The organism is Kitasatospora sp. NPDC001660 (assembly GCF_053596725.1).
Genome location: NZ_JBSFGU010000033.1, coordinates 1 through 16,916, shown reverse-complemented (window position 1 = coordinate 16,916; position 16,916 = coordinate 1). Strand labels below are relative to the sequence as shown.

17 protein-coding genes are annotated in these 16,916 nt (G+C 74.5%); 9 read left to right on the top strand and 8 right to left on the bottom strand.

The features are described 5' to 3' along the window. Positions 1 to 79: 79 nt before the first annotated feature. Positions 80 to 691, bottom strand: coding sequence for a uridine kinase family protein (locus ACWCXH_RS28340; protein WP_449804362.1), 612 nt, complete (start codon positions 689 to 691; stop codon positions 80 to 82). Between the two features lie 249 nt (positions 692 to 940). On the opposite strand from ACWCXH_RS28340, the gene ACWCXH_RS28335 reads away from it, so the two are divergent. Beyond that, the gene (locus ACWCXH_RS28335) at positions 941 to 2,104 is read left to right on the top strand and encodes an acyl-CoA dehydrogenase family protein (protein WP_449804309.1); all 1,164 of its coding nucleotides are present in this window, start codon (positions 941 to 943) and stop codon (positions 2,102 to 2,104) included. A 104-nt stretch (positions 2,105 to 2,208) separates the two neighbouring features. Here the strand turns inward: ACWCXH_RS28335 and ACWCXH_RS28330 are convergent, their stop codons facing one another. Continuing rightward, complete coding sequence (locus tag ACWCXH_RS28330; protein WP_449804308.1) at positions 2,209 to 2,664, bottom strand: hypothetical protein; 456 nt, start codon at positions 2,662 to 2,664, stop codon at positions 2,209 to 2,211. A 229-nt stretch (positions 2,665 to 2,893) separates the two neighbouring features. On the opposite strand from ACWCXH_RS28330, the gene ACWCXH_RS28325 reads away from it, so the two are divergent. From ACWCXH_RS28325 to fxsA, 4 genes are all read left to right on the top strand, one after another. Further along, complete coding sequence (locus ACWCXH_RS28325) at positions 2,894 to 3,334, top strand: Lrp/AsnC family transcriptional regulator (protein WP_030058365.1); 441 nt, start codon at positions 2,894 to 2,896, stop codon at positions 3,332 to 3,334. Positions 3,335 to 3,364: 30 nt separating this feature from the next. Next, positions 3,365 to 5,011, top strand: coding sequence for an amidohydrolase (locus ACWCXH_RS28320; RefSeq protein ID WP_449804307.1), 1,647 nt, complete (start codon positions 3,365 to 3,367; stop codon positions 5,009 to 5,011). 590 nt (positions 5,012 to 5,601) lie between these two features. Then, positions 5,602 to 7,242: an apolipoprotein N-acyltransferase gene (gene lnt, locus ACWCXH_RS28315; protein WP_449804361.1), complete on the top strand. Its 1,641-nt coding sequence runs from the start codon at positions 5,602 to 5,604 to the stop codon at positions 7,240 to 7,242. Between the two features lie 55 nt (positions 7,243 to 7,297). Next, the gene (gene fxsA / locus ACWCXH_RS28310) at positions 7,298 to 7,876 is read left to right on the top strand and encodes an FxsA family membrane protein (RefSeq protein WP_449804306.1); all 579 of its coding nucleotides are present in this window, start codon (positions 7,298 to 7,300) and stop codon (positions 7,874 to 7,876) included. A gap of 139 nt (positions 7,877 to 8,015) precedes the next feature. Here the strand turns inward: fxsA and ACWCXH_RS28305 are convergent, their stop codons facing one another. The 3 genes from ACWCXH_RS28305 to ACWCXH_RS28295 all read right to left on the bottom strand — a co-directional run bounded on the left by ACWCXH_RS28305 (position 8,016) and on the right by ACWCXH_RS28295 (position 10,653). Further along, positions 8,016 to 8,390, bottom strand: a complete 375-nt coding sequence (locus tag ACWCXH_RS28305; protein WP_030243354.1) for an RNA polymerase-binding protein RbpA — start codon at positions 8,388 to 8,390, stop codon at positions 8,016 to 8,018. A gap of 275 nt (positions 8,391 to 8,665) precedes the next feature. Beyond that, positions 8,666 to 10,282: a hypothetical protein gene (locus ACWCXH_RS28300; protein WP_449804305.1), complete on the bottom strand. Its 1,617-nt coding sequence runs from the start codon at positions 10,280 to 10,282 to the stop codon at positions 8,666 to 8,668. A gap of 176 nt (positions 10,283 to 10,458) precedes the next feature. Next, on the bottom strand, positions 10,459 to 10,653 hold the full coding sequence (locus ACWCXH_RS28295) for a hypothetical protein (RefSeq protein ID WP_449804304.1): 195 nt from the start codon (positions 10,651 to 10,653) through the stop codon (positions 10,459 to 10,461). Between the two features lie 388 nt (positions 10,654 to 11,041). Here ACWCXH_RS28295 and ACWCXH_RS28290 point away from each other — a divergent pair, with 388 nt between their 5' ends. The 3 genes from ACWCXH_RS28290 (at position 11,042) to ACWCXH_RS28280 (ending at position 13,142) form a co-directional block, all read left to right on the top strand. Beyond that, positions 11,042 to 11,446, top strand: coding sequence for an ankyrin repeat domain-containing protein (locus ACWCXH_RS28290; protein WP_449804303.1), 405 nt, complete (start codon positions 11,042 to 11,044; stop codon positions 11,444 to 11,446). A gap of 24 nt (positions 11,447 to 11,470) precedes the next feature. After that, the gene (locus ACWCXH_RS28285; RefSeq protein ID WP_449804302.1) at positions 11,471 to 12,004 is read left to right on the top strand and encodes a GNAT family N-acetyltransferase; all 534 of its coding nucleotides are present in this window, start codon (positions 11,471 to 11,473) and stop codon (positions 12,002 to 12,004) included. Between the two features lie 64 nt (positions 12,005 to 12,068). Then, the gene (locus ACWCXH_RS28280; RefSeq protein WP_449804301.1) at positions 12,069 to 13,142 is read left to right on the top strand and encodes a serine hydrolase domain-containing protein; all 1,074 of its coding nucleotides are present in this window, start codon (positions 12,069 to 12,071) and stop codon (positions 13,140 to 13,142) included. Positions 13,143 to 13,294: 152 nt separating this feature from the next. On the opposite strand, the gene ACWCXH_RS28275 is transcribed toward ACWCXH_RS28280, so the two are convergent. The 3 genes from ACWCXH_RS28275 to ACWCXH_RS28265 form a co-directional block, all read right to left on the bottom strand. Then, on the bottom strand, positions 13,295 to 13,948 hold the full coding sequence (locus ACWCXH_RS28275; protein ID WP_449804300.1) for a vitamin K epoxide reductase family protein: 654 nt from the start codon (positions 13,946 to 13,948) through the stop codon (positions 13,295 to 13,297). A 68-nt stretch (positions 13,949 to 14,016) separates the two neighbouring features. Continuing rightward, the gene (locus ACWCXH_RS28270; protein WP_449804299.1) at positions 14,017 to 14,826 is read right to left on the bottom strand and encodes a DsbA family protein; all 810 of its coding nucleotides are present in this window, start codon (positions 14,824 to 14,826) and stop codon (positions 14,017 to 14,019) included. Between the two features lie 164 nt (positions 14,827 to 14,990). Next, positions 14,991 to 15,662: a hypothetical protein gene (locus tag ACWCXH_RS28265; RefSeq protein ID WP_449804298.1), complete on the bottom strand. Its 672-nt coding sequence runs from the start codon at positions 15,660 to 15,662 to the stop codon at positions 14,991 to 14,993. Positions 15,663 to 15,912: 250 nt separating this feature from the next. Here ACWCXH_RS28265 and ACWCXH_RS28260 point away from each other — a divergent pair, with 250 nt between their 5' ends. Further along, on the top strand, positions 15,913 to 16,791 hold the full coding sequence (locus ACWCXH_RS28260) for a CHAD domain-containing protein (protein ID WP_449804297.1): 879 nt from the start codon (positions 15,913 to 15,915) through the stop codon (positions 16,789 to 16,791). Positions 16,792 to 16,916: the final 125 nt, after the last annotated feature.

The following is a 16,916-nucleotide window of genomic DNA, read 5'->3' as shown; positions in this document are numbered from 1 at the left end:
CGGGAGTGCCGGGTCCACGGTGGCCGGAAGTTCTCGTTCCGGCGCCTGGAAAGAACTTAAGTCGCAGTGACTGCGCAGGTCAAGGGCTTGTTGAAGGTTCACCGACGGTGCCCGGTGAGATCCGTCCGGTCACTCCGTCGACGCGCGTGCCGGCGTACGGGCGGCTCGCGTCGGCGGCGAAATGCGCCGATTCGGCGCGCGCCCAACCCACCCAGAACTCGGCCAGTTCCGGTCCGTCCCGCTCCTCGCCGCGTCGCCTGGCCGTCGCGGCGTCCAGCTCCATCCAGATCATCCGCGCCAGCCACGGCCGCACCTCCCGCCGCCCGGCCCCGACGCCCTCCACCAGCACCACCGGCGCCACCGGCACCGCGGCCGTGCCCGCGAACCGCCGCAGCGTCCAGTCGTACACCTCGTACGCGGCGTCCCGCCCCGCCGCCAGCGGCTCCAGCACCTGCTCGCGCAGCCGCCCGGTCCAGCCGAACGGCTCGGCGTGGGTGGCGAGATCGTCGAGGTGGACCACCGGCGCCCCGCCGAGCACGCCGGCCAGCCGCCCGGCGAACGTCGTCTTGCCCGAACCCGCGTGCCCGTCCACCGCGACCAGCCGCACCGGCCCGCAGGACGGCGGCAGCGCGCGCAGTTCGGCGGCGAGGGCGGCGAGGACGCCGGGTGCGACCGGCGTGACCGGCGCGATCAGGCCATCGCGGGTGTTCGGGGAATCGGAAGCAGCCACATCGTCAACCCTACGGTGCCGTACCCGGCCACTCCGGACAGTTCATCTGTGCAGGTCGTGACGGCGGCGCGGCTTTCGGGCATACTCACTTCGCCACGCCTGTGAACGGCCGTTCACCGCAACCCGGTGCCGGTCGGGCCGAGCTGCCACACCCGCGCCGGACCTGCCGAACCAGGATCCCGGCGCCCGATCGAGGAGGCGACAGCCGCCATGACCACCTCCCCTGCGAAAGCCGTGGACCGCCAGCTGCCCACCGAGGAGGCCCACGAGCTGCTGAGCCTGACCCGGGAGCTGGTCCAGCGCGAGCTCCGGCCGCGCGCGGCGGAGGACGAGGCCGCCGACCGCTTCCCGCGCGAGGTCTTCCGCACGCTCGGCGAGGCCGGCCTGCTCTCCCTCCCCTACGACGAGAAGTACGGCGGCGGCGCGCAGCCGTACGAGGTCTACCTCCAGGTGCTCGAGGAGCTGTCGGCCGGCTGGCTGGCCGTCGGCCTCGGCGTGAGCGTGCACACGCTCTCCTGCCACGCGCTCGCCACCTTCGGCACCGAGGAGCAGCGCGCCGCCTGGCTGCCCGGCATGCTCTCCGGCGAGCAGCTCGGCGCCTACTGCCTCTCCGAGCCGCAGTCCGGCTCGGACGCCGCCGCGCTGCGCACCCGCGCCCGGCTGGACGGCGACGAGTACGTGGTCGACGGCACCAAGGCGTGGATCACCCACGGCGGGCGCGCGGACTTCTACAGCGCACTGGTGCGCACCGGCGTGGACGGCCCCAAGGGCATCAGCTGCCTGCTGGTCCCCGGAGACCAGCCCGGCCTGTCGGCCGCCGCGCCGGAGCACAAGATGGGCATGCGCTCCTCGCCGACCGCGCAGGTGCACTTCGACGGCGCCCGCGTGCCGCGCGAGCGGCTGATCGGGGAGGAGGGACAGGGCTTCCAGATCGCCCTCGCCGCCCTCGACTCCGGCCGCCTCGGCATCGCGGCGTGCGCGATAGGCGTCGCCCAGGCCGCGCTGGACCTCGCGGTCGAGTACGCCGGCACCCGCCGCCAGTTCGGCCGTCCGATCGGCGAGTTCCAGGGCCTGTCGTTCATGCTCGCCGACATGGCGACCCAGATCGAGGCCGGCCGGGCGCTCTACCTGTCCGCCGCGCGGCTGCGCGACGCGGGCCGTCCGTTCTCCAAGGAGGCGGCGATGGCCAAGCTGTTCTGCACCGACACCGTGATGCGGGTGACCACCGACGCCGTCCAGGTCCTCGGCGGCTACGGCTACACCCAGGACTTCCCGGCCGAGCGGTACATGCGCGAGGCGAAGGTGCTGCAGATCGTCGAGGGCACCAACCAGATCCAGCGGCTCGTGATCGGCCGCCACCTCACCAGGGGCTGAGGCCCCCGCGGTACGGCCTCCGGCCGTCGCTCCAGGGTGCGGAGCGACGGCCGGAGGTTTTCCTGCCGTTGAATTTTCTCTGACGTACCGTCAACTCCCGTGCGTCACCGGCGGATCAGTCGACGCCGCTGTTCGGGGATGGTCGGCGTGACGGCCGCGACCCGCACCGGCCGGTGCGCCACCGCGTGCGAGAACGGCTGGGTGCGCCAGTCCAGGCCGGTGGGCAGCTTGAACAGCGCCTCGAAGCCGGTCGGGAGGCTGTCCGCCGGGGACTCCACCTCGGCGAGGTCGTCGGTCGGCGTGCCCGAGCCCGGGCAGATCGCGGGGGCGAAGGGGTTCCACGCGGTCGGCAGCAGGGCGTGCAGCGGCAGCCGCTCCTCGTCCGCGACGAGGGCGATCGGGCGCCGGCACTCGGGGCAGTGGACCCGGAAGATGTCCCAGGACTCGCCGTCGCCCGGGTCGGTGCTCGGCGTGGGGAGGTTCCCGACCGCGATGTCGTCGCGGCCGGCCACATCGTCGGTCTCGTCGGAGCCCAGGGCACGCTGGTCGGTAGCAGGCATGAGGATCCCCCTCGGGTCGGGCCCGGCGTGGTCGCCCGGGGCCACAACCAGCACTTCCCTCCCGCGCAGACACATAACCCTGCGGTCCGGCGCACCGTGATGCATCGGGTGTGTCCTTGGCCACATTCGCCCGGCATGTGCCCGCCTGGCACCCCACGCTGCGCCTGGTGACACCACCTGCGCCCACCGGGGCGCCCCACGCGCCCCCGACCGGGTAGGTTTGCGCACTGTGGAGGATCTCGACCAACGCATCGTCCAGCTGCTCCTCGAGGACGGCCGGATGAGCTACACGGACCTGGGCAAGGCCACCGGCCTGTCCACCTCGGCGGTGCACCAGCGCGTGCGCCGCCTGGAACAGCGCGGGGTGATCCGCGGCTACACCGCGATCATCGACCCCGACGCCGTCGACCTGGCGCTGACCGCGTTCATCTCGGTCAAGCCCTTCGACCCCAGCGCCCCGGACGACACCCCCGACCGCCTGGCCGGCCTGCCCGAGATCGAGGCCTGCCACAGCGTCGCCGGCGACGAGAACTACATCCTCAAGGTCCGCGTCGGCGCCCCCGGCGACCTGGAGGACCTGCTCGCCCGCATCCGCAGCGCCGCCGGCGTCTCCACCCGCACCACCGTCGTCCTCTCCACCCCCTACGAGGCGCGCCCCCCGAAGCTCTGAGCAGCAGCCGGCAGGTGCAGACTTGGGCGCATGACCGAACGCACCCTCCCTCCTTGCCCGCCCTCGGGCAGGAGGGGCCCCCGGACCGTCCTGTTGCGCGGCGGCGCCGTCTACAGCCCCGCCGACCCCTTCGCCACCGCGATGCTCGTGGAGGGCGAACACATCGCCTGGGTCGGCAGTGACGGCGCCGCCGAGGCGTACGCCGGGACCGCCGACGAGATCGTCGAGCTCGACGGCGCCCTGGTCACCCCCGCGTTCGTCGACGCCCACGTGCACGCCACCTCCACCGGGCTGGCGCTCACCGGCCTCGACCTCACCGGCAGCCCGTCCCTCGCCGCCGCCCTGGAGGCCCTCACCGCCTTCGTCGACGGCCAGGCCGGGACCGGCGGCGTGCTCATCGGCCACGGCTGGGACGAGACCGGCTGGCCCGAGGGCCGCCCGCCCACGCTCGCCGAACTCGACGCCGCCGCCCGGGGCGCGGCCGTCTACCTCTCCCGCACCGACGTCCACTCCGCCCTCGCCACCACCGCGCTGCGCACCCTCACCCAGGGCCTCGCCGACCGGCCCGGGTACGCCGCCGAGGGCCCGCTCACCAAGGACGCCCACCACGCCGTCCGGCAGACCGCGCTCGCCCACCTCACCCCCGAGCAGCGCCGCCGCGCCCAGCGCGCGACCCTCGCCCGCGCCGCCGAACTCGGCATCGGCGCCCTGCACGAGTGCGCCGGCCCGGAAATCTCCTCCGAGCAGGACCTGGCCGCCCTGCTGGCCCTGGCCGCCGCGGGCGAAGGACCCGAAGTCTTCGGCTACTGGGGCGAGTTGGGTGGTGTCGAGACGGCCCGCCGGCTCGGTGCGGTCGGCGCCGGCGGCGACCTCTTCGTCGACGGCGCGCTCGGCTCGCACACCGCCTGCCTGCACACCGCCTACGCCGACGCCGACCACACGGGCACCGCCTACCTGACCGCCGACCAGGTCGCCGACCACGTCACCGCGTGCACCGAGGCCGGGCTACAGGCCGGCTTCCACGCCATCGGCGACGCCGCCGTCGGCGCGGTGATCGACGGCGTCCGGGCGGCCGGCGAGCGGGTCGGCGCCGGCCGCGTCAAGGCCCTGCGCCACCGCGTCGAGCACGCCGAGGCGCTGGACGGCAAGGCCATCGCGGCCTTCGCCGAACTCGGCCTCACCGCCTCCGTCCAGCCCGCCTTCGACGCCGCCTGGGGCGGCCCGGAGGGCATGTACGTCCAGCGCCTCGGCGCCGAACGGGCCGCCGCCCTCAACCCGTTCGCCGCCCTGCTGCGCGCCGGCGTCCCGCTCGCGTTCGGCTCCGACGCCCCGGTGACCCCGCTCGACCCGTGGGGGACCGTCCGGGCGGCGGCCTTCCACCACACGCCGGAGCACCGGATCTCCGTCCGCGCCGCCTTCACCGCCCACACCCGCGGAGGGTGGCGCGCGATCGGCCGCGACCAGGACGGCGTCCTCGTCCCGGGTGCCGTCGCCAGCTACGCGATCTGGGCCGCCGGCGACCTGGTCGTCCAGGCCCCCGACGCCCGCGTCGCCGGCTGGTCCACCGACCCGCGCTCCGGCACCCCCGGCCTCCCCGACCTCACCCCCGGCCACCCCCTCCCGACCTGCCTGCGCACGGTCGTCCGCGGCCGCACGGTCCACCTGGCCGCCGAGTAGACGAGCAGGGCGGCCGGGCCGCGTGGGTTGACCGGATGACGATCAGCCCGCTGGCCCCCGCCCACTTGACCGTCCCGCGCACGCTGCTCGCCCAGGACTTCCGCCTGGAGCCCCTGGGCGAGCAGCACAACGCATCCGGTCCCGCCGCCCGATCGGGCAGCATCGAGCACATCCGGGCCACCCCCGGCCGGGCCGCCGGGCTCTCCCCGGAGCAGAACCTCGCCGACCTGTGCCGCCACGTCGCCGACTTCGCGAACCGCACCGCCTTCACCTGCACCGCCCTGGAGCCCGACCGGGACGAGGCGATCGGCTGCGTCCACAACCACCAGGACCGCACCGACCCGTCCGTGACGGCCGTCAGCTCCTGGGTCCGCGCCGACCGGGCCGACCTGGACGCCCCCTCCATCGCGCGGTCGCCACCTGGCCCGCCGCCGGCCGGCCGCTCGGCGAGATCCGCTACGCGCCCCGCTGACCAGGCCCCGGACCCATCCGTACCCTCCCCCTCGCCTCCCGGCCACCACCCGTTCCGGGGTACCTTCTTCGGACAGCGTCCGAACAACAAGCCACAGAGAGATGGTGCGCCGGTGACCATGTCCGTCACCCAGGAGCGGTCCGCTGCCGCACCCGAGCCGCCGGCCCCCGAGGGGCGGCCCGGCCGGCTCGCCCGGGCCCTCGCCAAGGTACGCGCCGGCCTGCCCAGGACCGGCCTCGCCGCGCTGGCCGGCCTGCTGCTGGCGTTCGCCTTCCCGCCGTACGACCTGTGGCCGCTGTCGCTGCTGGGCGTCGCCGCGCTCTCGCTGCTCACCCGCGGCCGCACGGTCCGCCAGGCGGCCTGGACCGGTTTCGCCTTCGGCTTCCCGTTCTTCCTGATGCTCCTCAGCTGGCTGCGCGTGGTCGGCTGGGACGCGACGGTCGGCCTGTCGACGATCGAGGCGCTGTTCATCCTGCTGCTCGGCGCCGGCCTCGCCGTCACCTCCCGGCTGCCCGCCTGGCCGCTGTGGGCCGCGTGCCTGTGGGTCACCCAGGAGTGGGCGCGCGACCGGCTGCCGCTCGGCGGCTTCCCCTGGGGCCGGCTGGCCTTCGCCAACACGGCGACCCCGTACACCCCGCTGGCCGCGGTCGGCGGCGCCCCGCTGGTGACCTTCGCGGTCGCCCTCTCCGGGGCCCTGCTCGCCTGGGTGGCGCTGCGCCTGCGCGGCCCGCGCCGCGCGCCGAGGGCCGCCGCCCTGGCCGCCCTCGGCGCGGTGGCCGCGCTGCTGGTCGGCTACCTCGTCCCGGTGCCGACCAAGGCCGACGACACCGTGAAGGTCGCGATCGTCCAGGGCAACGTGCCCCGCCCGGGCATGGACTTCCTCGGCCGCCCGATGATGGTCCTCAACAACCACGCCTCGGCGACCGAGCGGCTGGCCGCCGACATCAACGCCGGCCGGGCCGAGCGCCCCGACGTCGTGATCTGGCCGGAGAACTCCTCCGACCTCGACCCCTTCAGCGACCCGCTCGCCTACCGGCGCATCGACGAGGCCGTGAAGACCGTCGGCGTGCCCACCCTGGTCGGCACCCTGGTGGACGGCCCGGACGAGCAGCACGTCCAGAACGAGGGCATCGTCTGGGACCCGAAGACCGGCCCCGGCGCCTCCTACACCAAGCAGCACCCCGTCCCGTTCGGCGAGTACGTGCCGTTCCGCGCCCAGCTGATGAAGGTGATCACCCGCCTGCAGCGGGTCGCCCGCGACTTCTGGCCCGGCGACCACAACGGCGTCATGCAGCTCGGCCCGGCCCGGATCGGTGACGTGATCTGCTTCGAGGTGGCCTACGACGAGATCGTCCGCGACACCGTGGACAGCGGTGCCCGCGTCCTGGTCGTGCAGACCAACAACGCCACCTACGCCAAGACCGGCCAGCCCGAGCAGCAGCTCGCGATGTCCCGGCTGCGGGCGGTCGAGCACGGCCGGGCCGTCCTGATCGCCGCCACCAGCGGCATCAGCGCCGTGATCGCCCCGGACGGCACGGTGCAGCAGCGCACCGAGGAGCTGACGCCGGCGGAGCTGTCCGCGACCGTCCCGCTGCGCGACGGCACCACGGTGGCCGACCGGGTCGGCGCCGTCCCGGAGTGGACGCTCGCCCTCGGCGGCCTGCTGGCCTGCGGCGCGGGCCTGCTGGTCGGGCGTCGGCGGAAGGCCGCCGCCGGAACACCGGCCGCCGGGGAACCGTTGGACCAGGTGGTGCCGTAGCCGGCCCGGACCTCCCGTGCGGCGCGCAGAGCACCGCCTGGAGTGGATTCGTACCGTGACCCAGCAAGCTGCCCCCACCCGTCCGGCCCCGCGCGGAAAGCTCCGCCGGGTGCTGCCGCTGCTGATGACCGCCTGGCTGGTGCTGGAGATCTGGCTGCTGGTAGAGGTGGGTTCCCGGCTGGGCGGCCTCACGGTCCTGCTGCTGCTCGTCGCCGGCGCGGCGATCGGCGGCTCGCTGATCAAGCGGGCCGGGCTGAAGGCGCTGTCGGCGGCGATCGAGCAGAGCAGGAACCCGCAGTCCCAGCAGCCGCAGACCGGCACCTCGATGACGGTCCTGGCCGGTCTGCTGCTGATCGTCCCGGGCTTCCTGTCGGACCTCGTGGCGCTCACCCTGCTGTTCCCGCCGACCCGCGCACTGTGGCGGGCGGCCGGCCGGCGGCTGGCGGACAAGGCGCTGCGCAGCACCGCCGCCGTGGGCGCCGCCCCGTTCGCGGACGCGATGCGCCTGCAGGAGCAGATACGCATCCACCGCCCGGACGGCAAGGTGATCCAGGGCGAGGTGGTGGAGCCGGAGGCCGGCCCGCGCGGCCCGCAGGGCCCGGACACCAGCTACCGCCCGCCGATCGCGGGCTGAGCCCGACGCCCGGCCGGGCCCGCGCGGGCCCGGCCCGCCCTTCCCGCCCGACCCCGGAAGTCCGACCCCGGACACGCGAAAGGGACCCTGGTTCCCAGGGTCCCTTTTCGCGTCCTCCCGCCGAGGCGGGAGCGAGGGGTCAGGCGCTCTTGCGGGTGTCCCGCGGGTGCACCGCGAGGTTCATCCCGCCGGAGCGGAGCACGGCCAGCCGTTCGGCCAGCACCTCCTCCAGCTCCTCGCGCGTACGGCGCTCCATCAGCATGTCCCAATGGGTGCGTGTGGGCTTGACCTTCTTCTCCTCCGGCTCGTCGCCGTCGAGAAGAGCCGCCTCCTGGCCACAGAAGCGGCATTCCCAGGCCGGGGGGATCTCCGCCTCGACCGAGAAAGGAACCTCGAATCGGTGTCCGTTCTGACATGCGTACTCGACGGTCTGGCGGGGAGCCAGATCGATACCACGGTCGGTCTCGTAGCTAGTGGCCCCGAGTCGCGTGCCGCGGAGAGCTCGCTCGCTCATGAATCGTGCCTCCCGGGCTTATGGCCCACAGGACTAGTGGTCGCTGTTCTTCGTCGTTCGGTCAACGCTCGGCTTCCGACGAAGATTCCCGTCCCGGGACATGCGTCGTCTGTCGTGCCGCCCCTGTTTGTACCCACCAGCGCCCGATTTGTCACATCTGGCCGGTGATGTCACTCCAGGTGCCACCTATTTCACATCTGGTGATCGTGCGGGCTTTCTGTGACGAGCGTACCGGGACGGGATTCGGCGCTCGCCGCCGCCCCCGGTCCTTGCGGTCAGGAGATCGGACGGGAACGGATCATCGGCTCGCCGCCCGCGAGGTCGACGGGCCGGGCGTCGGGGGCCGGCTCGACCGGGAGGACCAGTGGGGGCTGCTCGGGGCGCGGCGGCGCCTCGGCGGCGGCCTCGGTGCGGGTGTCGCGGTGCGGCAGCAGGGCGATCACCGCGTCCCGCAGCGCGGCCGGGGCCTCGTCGTCCAGCGGGTCGACGGTGGCGGGCACCTGGAGGCGGACCGGGGTGCCGTTGCCGATGCGGGCGTAGCCGCGGCCGATCGGGGCGTGCGCGGCGGGCACGATGTCGAGCGGGGCGCCGAGCGCGACGTGGCCCTCCTCGGGGCCGGCCGGGCCGAGCACGACCCGGGCCCGGGTGGTGGCCCGCACGGTGGGGGTGATCCGCTCCCGGGCCTCGATGTCGTCGGCGATCACCACGGTGACCCGGGCGGCGCGGCCATGCCGCAGCGGGAGTTCCAGCAGGTCCTGCGGGTCGGGGCGGCCCTCGGCGTGGGCGAGCTCGCTGAGCTCGGTCGGGTGGTCGAGCAGCAGCCACAGCGGCCGGGTGACGTCCTCCGGCGGGGCGGTGCCGGTGTGCCGGGCGGCGTTGAGCGCGGCGAGCCGTCGGTCGGTCTCGTGGGCGGCCCACTCCAGCGCGGCGATCGCGCCGTGCAGGCTGGTCTCGACGGTGTGCACGCCGGGCCGGTTGACCAGGCAGGCGTGCTCGCCGGTGCCGGCGCCGTCGATCACCACGAGGTCGGCGTACGGGAGGGCCTGGAGCGCGATCGAGCGGACCAGGCTGGAGGTGCCGTAGCCGGCGACGCCGAGCGCGAGCAGGTGCGGTTCGCCCGAGCGTGGCCCGGTGCGCCAGATCACCGGCGGCTGCTGGGTGACGGCGCCGCCCTGGCCGACCGGGATGGTGCGGGCGGTGCCGTCCTCGTCGGTGAAGCCGAGCACGATCTCGCCGGGGGCGGCGACGAAGCGCTGGGCGACGATGTCGGTCGGCAGTGGGCTCAGCGCGACGACCCCCAGCTTGTTGGACTCCTCGTCCCAGTCGAAGCGGTATTCCCGGGCCCGCCCGGCCTTGCCCTGGATGACCTGCTCGATCCGGGCCCGCGCGGCCGGCTCGGTGTCGGTGAAGTACGGGGGGTAGGTGAGCTCCAGCCGGCAGAGCCGGCCCTCGCCGTCGAACTCCCAGGCGCTGAAGGCGCTCTTGTAGCCGCCCTCGAAGTGGTAGAGCGGGTTGGCGTCCTCCGGGCCGCAGAGGTAGGGCGTCAGGGCGGAGTAGAGCGCGGTGAGCTTGACGTCGGCGACGTCGGGCGCGGGCGGGGCGGGCGGCGCCTTGGGGGCCCGTCCGGCCCAGGTGGTGCTGGCCATGAGCGCGATCAGCGCGAACAGCAGGCCGTGCGGCAGCAGGTAGATGCCGACGAGCATCGCGGCGGACAGGAACAGCGTGGGGCCGCGGCGCTCCTTGGGGGTGGCCTGCCAGCGGTCCTTGGCCCAGCCGGCGTGGTGGCGCAGACCGCGGCCGATGACGGTGAGCGGGGCGAACATGTCGGAGGCGTGGACCCCGGCGGTCCGGGCGATCTCACGGCCCTTGCCGAGGTGGCGGTGGAGCGGCATTCCTTGACTCCCCGGGCGGGTGGGACGGGTGGAGGGGGTGCTGGGGCCTGACTGCGGGCTCCCGCCCGCGCGGCGGCCCTTCGGGCGGATGACGGGGGCTCCAGGACAGGCCCCCGGTACGGCGGGGCCCGGGGCGGTGGGATCCGCGCCCGGGCCCGTGCGGGGGAGTGGCGGCGCTAGAACTTGAGGCCGCCGAGCAGGCTGGCGAGGCTGGTGCCTCCCGCGGTGATGCTCGGTGCGATCGAGGAGCCGGCGATGTAGAAGCCGAAGAGGGCGCAGACGATTGCGTGGGACATCTTCAGTCCGTCCCTGCGGAAGAAGAGAAAGGCGATGGTGCCGAACAGGACGAGCGCGGAAACATTGAGGATCACGTTCTGCTCCTCGGGGAGGGGGACAGGGGCAGTGTCACGAAAAGTGCTCTAATCGTGACAAAAAGTAATAGATGATGGAACGGTGCAAATGGGTGGTTCCACCGTTCAATACCGCCGTGGGGCTCGGGTGGAGGTATGCGAGCCGGCAGGGGTGGGGCCGTGCGGGGCTCCGTTCCGGTGCGGCGAGGCATTCCCGACGGGTGGGCGGGAAGCTTCCCGCGGGTCCGGGAAGTTCGCTCGAACGGCTGCGCAACCATCCCGCCGGCGTGTCGTGCCCCGGCACGGCCCGCATCCGCTATCCGGACGCGTGCTGGCCCGGGCGTCGCCCCGGCCGCTACGGTGCGGTTGCGCACAGTTCCCGCCACCGCCGACCAGGAAGGCCCCCGCCATGACCGACGCCGCCAGCCAGCAGCCCGACGCCGAGGTGATCGCGCTCGCCGGGAAGCTCTTCGACGCCGCCCGGGCCGGGGACACCGCCGCCCTGGCCACCGCCGTCGACGCGGGCGTCTCCGCGAACCTCACCAACGGCAGCGGCGACACGCTGCTCATGCTCGCCGCCTACCACGCCCACGCCGGCACGGTCGCCGCGCTGATCGAGCGCGGCGCCGACCCCAACCGCGCCAACGACAAGGGCCAGACCCCGCTCGCGGGCGCCGTGTTCAAGGGCGCGGTGGACGTCGTCGACGCCCTGCTGGCCGGCGGCGCCGACCCCGAGGCCGGCTTCCCGTCCGCCGTCGAGGCCGCCGCGATGTTCGGCAAGACGGACCTGCTCGCCCGGTTCGAGGGCCGCTGAGCCGAGGTCGTAGGCTCTTCGACCATGGAGAGCACCGCGGCGCAGAGCGCTACGGCCAAGGCCGCCGGCACAGTCGAGTTCCGCGTCACCGGCTACGGCCACCCCGACGCCCAGGCCCTGTCGGCCGAGGTGCAGCAGGAGTACGTCCGCCGCTACGGCGACCCGGACGAGACCGTGCTGCGCCCCGACGACTTCGAGGCGCCGGCCGGACTGTTCCTGATCGCCTACCTGGACGGCCGGCCGGTCGCCTGCGGCGGGTGGCGGGCCAAGCAGGCCGGCCCGCACGGGCTGCGCGACGGCGACGCCGAGCTGAAGCGGATGTTCGTCGTCCCCGACGCGCGCGGGCGCGGCCTGGCCAGGGCCGTGCTGCGCCGCCTGGAGCGGACCGCCGTCGAGGCCGGGCGCACCCGCTTCATCCTGGAGACCGGCACCGAGCAGCCCGAGGCCGTCGCGCTGTACCGGTCCGAGGGGTACGAGGCGATCCAGAAGTTCGGGATCTACCGCGAGCACCCGCAGAGCATCTGCCTCGGCAAGGAGTTCACCTCCGCTTCCGTCTGACCGGCCGTCCGCCGGGTAGGCTTCGGGCGGGACGGGTTCGGGGCACCTTCAGGGGGACGGACGGATGAGTCGGCAACCGCCTGCACCCGACCGGCTCCCCGCATTGGCCGCGCCCGGCGGGGAACTGGACCGGCTGGTCCGCGGCGGTGCGCGCGGGGCCGGGACGGGGGCCGTCTGGGCCGTCGGCGACGCCGGGGGAGCGGTCGGGCAGGGCGGCCACGGGCCGCTCGGGCAGGGCTCGTACGCGTGGCTGTCGCCCGGGCCGGACACCCGGTACGACCTCGCCAGCCTCACCAAGATCGTCGCACTCTGGCCGTGTGCCGGGGGGCTGTGGCAGGCCGGCCGGCTTCCGCTCGACGAACCCCTCGGGCGCTACTGGCCGGCCACCTCCGGACACCCCGCCGGCGAGGTGACGGCTCGTCAACTCCTCACCCACACCGCCGGATTGCTGCCGAGGACGAACTTCGAGCGGCTCTACGGCCGCAGCCTCGCGGCGATCCGGGCGGGCGTGATCGCCGCCCCGCTGCACCGCGCACCCGGCACGGCCGTCGAGTACACCGACCGCGCCGCCGTCCTCCTCGGCCACCTCGTCGAACACCTCGGGGGCGCCCCGCTCGACGAGCTCGCCGCGCGCTGGATCTGGCGGCCGCTGCGCATGGCCGACACCCGCTACGGCCCGCTCGGCCCCGGCGACACCGCCCACACCGCGCCCACCGAGTACGACGAGGCCCTCGGCGCCCACCTGCGCGGAGTCGTCCACGACCCCTCCGCCCGCCTCCTCGGCGGCGTCTGCGGCAACGCGGGCGCCTTCTCCACCGCCCGCGACCTCGCCCGCTTCCTCACCGCCCTGCTCGACCCACCGCCCGGACTCTCCTGGGGCGACCCGTGGATCGTCGAGTCCCTGCGCGAACAGACCGGCGGCCTCGCCCCCGCCCGCGGCCTGTCGTGGCTCTGCGCCCCCGGCACCGACCCGGCCGACGGCACCTTCGTCCACTACGGGTTCACCGGCACCGGCATCTGGATCTCCCGCCGGCTCGGCCGCTGGGCGCTGCTGCTCACCAACAAGGTCCACTACGGCCGCGAGGTCCAGCCGCTCACCGACCTGCGCAACGCCTTCCGGCGGGCCGTCTTCGGCTGAGGGCCCCGGGACACCCGATCGCTTCCCGGCGGCGCGATGGACCCCGGTGAGGGCCCGGCCGAGGAGATCGCCGAGTGCGGCGTCCTCACCCCGGCCCGGGCGACCGCGCCGCTCCACTCGACGGGGTGCCTCGGCCGACGAGTGGCGAGTCGTCAGATCAGGGTGCTCCAGTAGTACCAGAACCGGTTGAGGATCAGCAGCGCGATCACCGCCGCCCACAGCGCCGGCAGCGCCCAGTGGTAGCGCGCCGCCTCCCGCACGACCGTCCGCAGCCGCGGGCCGACCGGGATCACGCCCGACCGCAGGTTGTGCAGCGTCGTGTACCAGAACAGCGCCACCACCGTCGCCCACACCACCATGCAGTACGGGCACAGCGCGCCGATCTCGTACAGCGCCTGGTCGATCAGCCAGTGCACGAACACCAGGCCCAGGAACGTCCCCGCCTGGAGGCCCAGCCAGAACCAGCGGCGGTACGCGGCGCCGGCCAGCAGGCCCGCGCCGATCGCCGCCAGCGCGCCGAAGGCGGCCAGTCCGATCAGCGGGTTCGGGAAGCCGAACACCCCCGCCTGCTCGGTGCGCATCACCGAACCGCAGCTGATCACCGGGTTGATGTTGCACGTCGGGACGTACGACGGGTTCTCCAGGATGCGGAGCTTGTCGAAGGTCAGGACGGCGGAGGCCGCCAGCCCGATCAGCCCGCCGAGGAACAGGAGCAGCGAGAACGCCCGGCCGGCGCCGATCGGGGCGGAGCCCGGGGCGGGACCGGCGGCGGGACGGGGGACGTGCACGGAGGCAGGGGCGGTCACGGCAGCACACTCCGGTGGCTGGGAGGGGAGCCGGCCCGGCCGGGATTCGGCCGGGCCGGTGGAGCTCACTACAGGCCGGCGGCCTGCTTGACCTGCGCGGTGAACTGCTCCGGCGTCGCCGGGCTCTGGCCGGCGAACAGCGTGATCGCCTTGCCGTCCACCTTGACCGTCGGCGTGCCCTGCACCCCGCTGTCGTTGAACGCGTCCGCGACCTTCGCCGCCCACGGCGCGTAGGTCTTCTCGTTGACCGCCTTGACGAACGCGTCCGTCTTCAGCCCGGGCACCTGGTCGGCCAGTTCGAGGATCTTGTCCGTGTCGCCGAAGCCGTCGACCCGCTCGTCCGGCTGGTTCTTGTAGAGCACGTCGTGGAACGCCTTGAACTTGTCCACGCCCTCGTTCAGCGCGGCGCCGGCCGCGGCCAGCGCGGTGCGCGAGCCCTTGCCGCCCAGCGCCTTGTCCAGGAACGCGGCCAGGTGGAACTCGACCTTGATCTGGCCGTCCGCGGTGAGCTGCTTGACCGTGTCGCCGTCGGCCGCCTCGAAGTGCTTGCACACCGGGCAGCGGAAGTCCTCGTACACCTCCATGGTGTGCGGGGCGTCGGCCTTGCCGTAGGTGATCACGGTGCCGTCCGGGCCGGAGGCGTTCGCCGGCACGACCAGCGCCGTCGACGCGGCGGCCCCGGCGGACGTCTCCTTGTCCTTCTTGGCCGAGCTGACCGCGATCGCCCCGCCGCCCGCGAGGGCGAGCACGGCGACGGCCGCGACGCTGACGACGATGCGCTGACGGCGCTTGGCGGCCGTCTGCTCGCGGCGCTGCGCCTCCTGGATCCGCTCGCGGGCGCTGATGCGCTGGGACTGCTTGCTGTTGGCCTGGGCCATGGGAGTCAACTCCTGTACGCGGCGCGCGGGTGCGCGCGGGATGCCTCGCTCGGGCATGCCGAGGGGCGGGGCGGGTGAACGCGGGAGTTGTGCGCCGTGCCTGCGGTGCCCCCGGGCCTTCCGCGGCCGGGGACGTCCGTGGGAATTCGGGGGGAATCCGGAATTCAGCAGGCGGGCGCGAAGGCCGGCGGGCCGCGCCGGGGCGCGGGGCTGAGGACCACGTCCTCGCGACGGGGACGTTCCGGGCCGGACACCGGCAGCGGCACCCGCAGCACCGGGCGTACCGGCGCCGGGACCAGCAGCAGGAGCAGCGCCCGCAGCGGCACCGCCACCGACTGGCGCAGCGCGCGCAGCGCCCGGGCCAGCCCGGTCAGGGCGGCGTCGCCCAGCCGCAGCCAGGCGGAGGCGGCCAGCGCGATCAGCAGGTGCACCAGCAGGACCAGCAGTTGGGCAGCGGCGGGCGCGACCGGCCCGTCGTGCCCGAACGGCCCGGACAGCAGCGACCCGTCCACCGAACCGCCCCCGCACACCAGCAGGTTCATGCCGTGCGCGGGCACGTGCTCGCTCAGGATCGGACCACAGCCGGTCTGGCCGAGGTTGAACGTCGTGTTGAGCAGCAGCTCCACCGGCACCATCACGGCGGAGATGTGCAGCAGCCGCCGCTCCCCGCCGGCCAGCGCGGCCGACACCAGGAAGACGACGGCGGTCGCGGCGACCACGAGCGTGAGCGGCAGCGGGCGACCCGTGATGACCACCTGGCCCAGCGCGGACAGCGGCACGGCGAGCGCGGTGAACACCGCGGCCCGCAGGGCCCTGGTCGCACGGGTGTACGTCATCACGTTCGGGAGTATGCCACGATCTTTACACCCGGCACGAGGGCGCGTGGGGGACGGACCGGTGCGCCTGCCCGTCGGTGGTCCTGCGGCCATGTGGATGACGGGCTGTCAGCGGACCGCGTGGCGGGGCTGCGCACGGTGTACGGGCGGTGGACGCCCGGTGGACAACGGGGGCCGGCGGACTAGCCTGGAAGGCGCTCCGACGACTCCGACTCCGGACACCCCGACCTCGGTGAGGGGGTGAACGCTCATGGCCCGGCCCGACGCCACGGTGGGGCAGGTCCTGCTCGCCCGCATCGAGGCCCAGGCGGTCGTGCTCGCGGGGCTCGACGACGCCGTCCGCGCGGACGAACAGGACGCGGTCCACCGGATGCGGGTCGCCTGCCGGCGGTTGCGCAGTGCGCTGTGGACGTACCGGCGCCTCTTCGCGGCCGGCGCCACCGACGAGCTGGTGGCCGAGCTGAGGTGGCTGGCCGCCGCCCTCGGCCGCGCCCGGGACCGTGAGGTCCTGGCCGAACGGCTCGCGGCGCGCGCCCGGGAACTGCCCGCCGAGTGCGGCCCGGAACGGGTGGCCGCGGCGCTGGAGCGGTGGGGCGGGGCCGAGTACCGGCGGGTCTGGCCCGAGGTGGTGGCAGCCCTGGACAGCCCCCGACGCCGGGCCCTCGCCGCCGGACTGGCCGGTCTGCTGGCCGACCCGCCCCTGCGGGGCCGGGCGGGCCGACCGGCCGTCCCCGAGCTGTCGCGCGTCGCCGCCCGGGAGCAGCGGCGCACGGGCCGGCGGGTGCAAGCCGCCCTGGCCGCGGAGGCCGGGGACCGCGACCGCGCCCTGCACGAGGCCCGCAAGGCCGCCAAGCGCGCCCGCTACGCCGGCGAGACCGCCGCCCCGGCGGTGGACGGGGCGGCGGAACGGTACGTCGAGCGGATGAAGGCCGTGCAGGAGGTGCTGGGCGAACACCAGGACGCGGTCGTGGCCGCCGGGGCGCTGGCCGGCCAGGCCGCGGCGAGCGGCGAGCCGTTCGGGTACGGGGTGCTGTACGGCGGACAGCTGGCGGCGGCGGAGACGGCCAGGGAACGGCTGCCGGAGGTGTGGGCGCGGGCGTCGGGGAAGCGGCTGGCGCGCTTCGGGTAGGCCTGGCGGGGTCCGAGCGCCGGGCAGCTCTAGGACGCGTATTCGGTCGTGATCAATGGGTTCGGGTGAGGTCCTTGATCCAGATCATTGCGCCGCGAAGGTGAAGGCCGGCGAGGTAGCTTTCC

Bases quoted from the DNA above. Each gene is read 5' to 3' on its own strand.
- ACWCXH_RS28270 (WP_449804299.1), bottom strand. From the start codon at position 14,826: ATGGCCCAGGCCAACAGCAAGCAGTCCCAGCGCATCAGCGCCCGCGAG.
- ACWCXH_RS28300 (WP_449804305.1), bottom strand. From the start codon at position 10,282: ATGCCGCTCCACCGCCACCTCGGCAAGGGCCGTGAGATCGCCCGGACC.
- ACWCXH_RS28305 (WP_030243354.1), bottom strand. From the start codon at position 8,390: ATGAGCGAGCGAGCTCTCCGCGGCACGCGACTCGGGGCCACTAGCTAC.
- ACWCXH_RS28290 (WP_449804303.1), top strand. From the start codon at position 11,042: ATGACCGACGCCGCCAGCCAGCAGCCCGACGCCGAGGTGATCGCGCTC.
- ACWCXH_RS28260 (WP_449804297.1), top strand. From the start codon at position 15,913: ATGGCCCGGCCCGACGCCACGGTGGGGCAGGTCCTGCTCGCCCGCATC.
- ACWCXH_RS28285 (WP_449804302.1), top strand. From the start codon at position 11,471: ATGGAGAGCACCGCGGCGCAGAGCGCTACGGCCAAGGCCGCCGGCACA.
- ACWCXH_RS28280 (WP_449804301.1), top strand. From the start codon at position 12,069: ATGAGTCGGCAACCGCCTGCACCCGACCGGCTCCCCGCATTGGCCGCG.
- ACWCXH_RS28335 (WP_449804309.1), top strand. From the start codon at position 941: ATGACCACCTCCCCTGCGAAAGCCGTGGACCGCCAGCTGCCCACCGAG.
- ACWCXH_RS28320 (WP_449804307.1), top strand. From the start codon at position 3,365: ATGACCGAACGCACCCTCCCTCCTTGCCCGCCCTCGGGCAGGAGGGGC.
- ACWCXH_RS28330 (WP_449804308.1), bottom strand. From the start codon at position 2,664: ATGCCTGCTACCGACCAGCGTGCCCTGGGCTCCGACGAGACCGACGAT.
- ACWCXH_RS28265 (WP_449804298.1), bottom strand. From the start codon at position 15,662: ATGACGTACACCCGTGCGACCAGGGCCCTGCGGGCCGCGGTGTTCACC.
- lnt (WP_449804361.1), top strand. From the start codon at position 5,602: ATGTCCGTCACCCAGGAGCGGTCCGCTGCCGCACCCGAGCCGCCGGCC.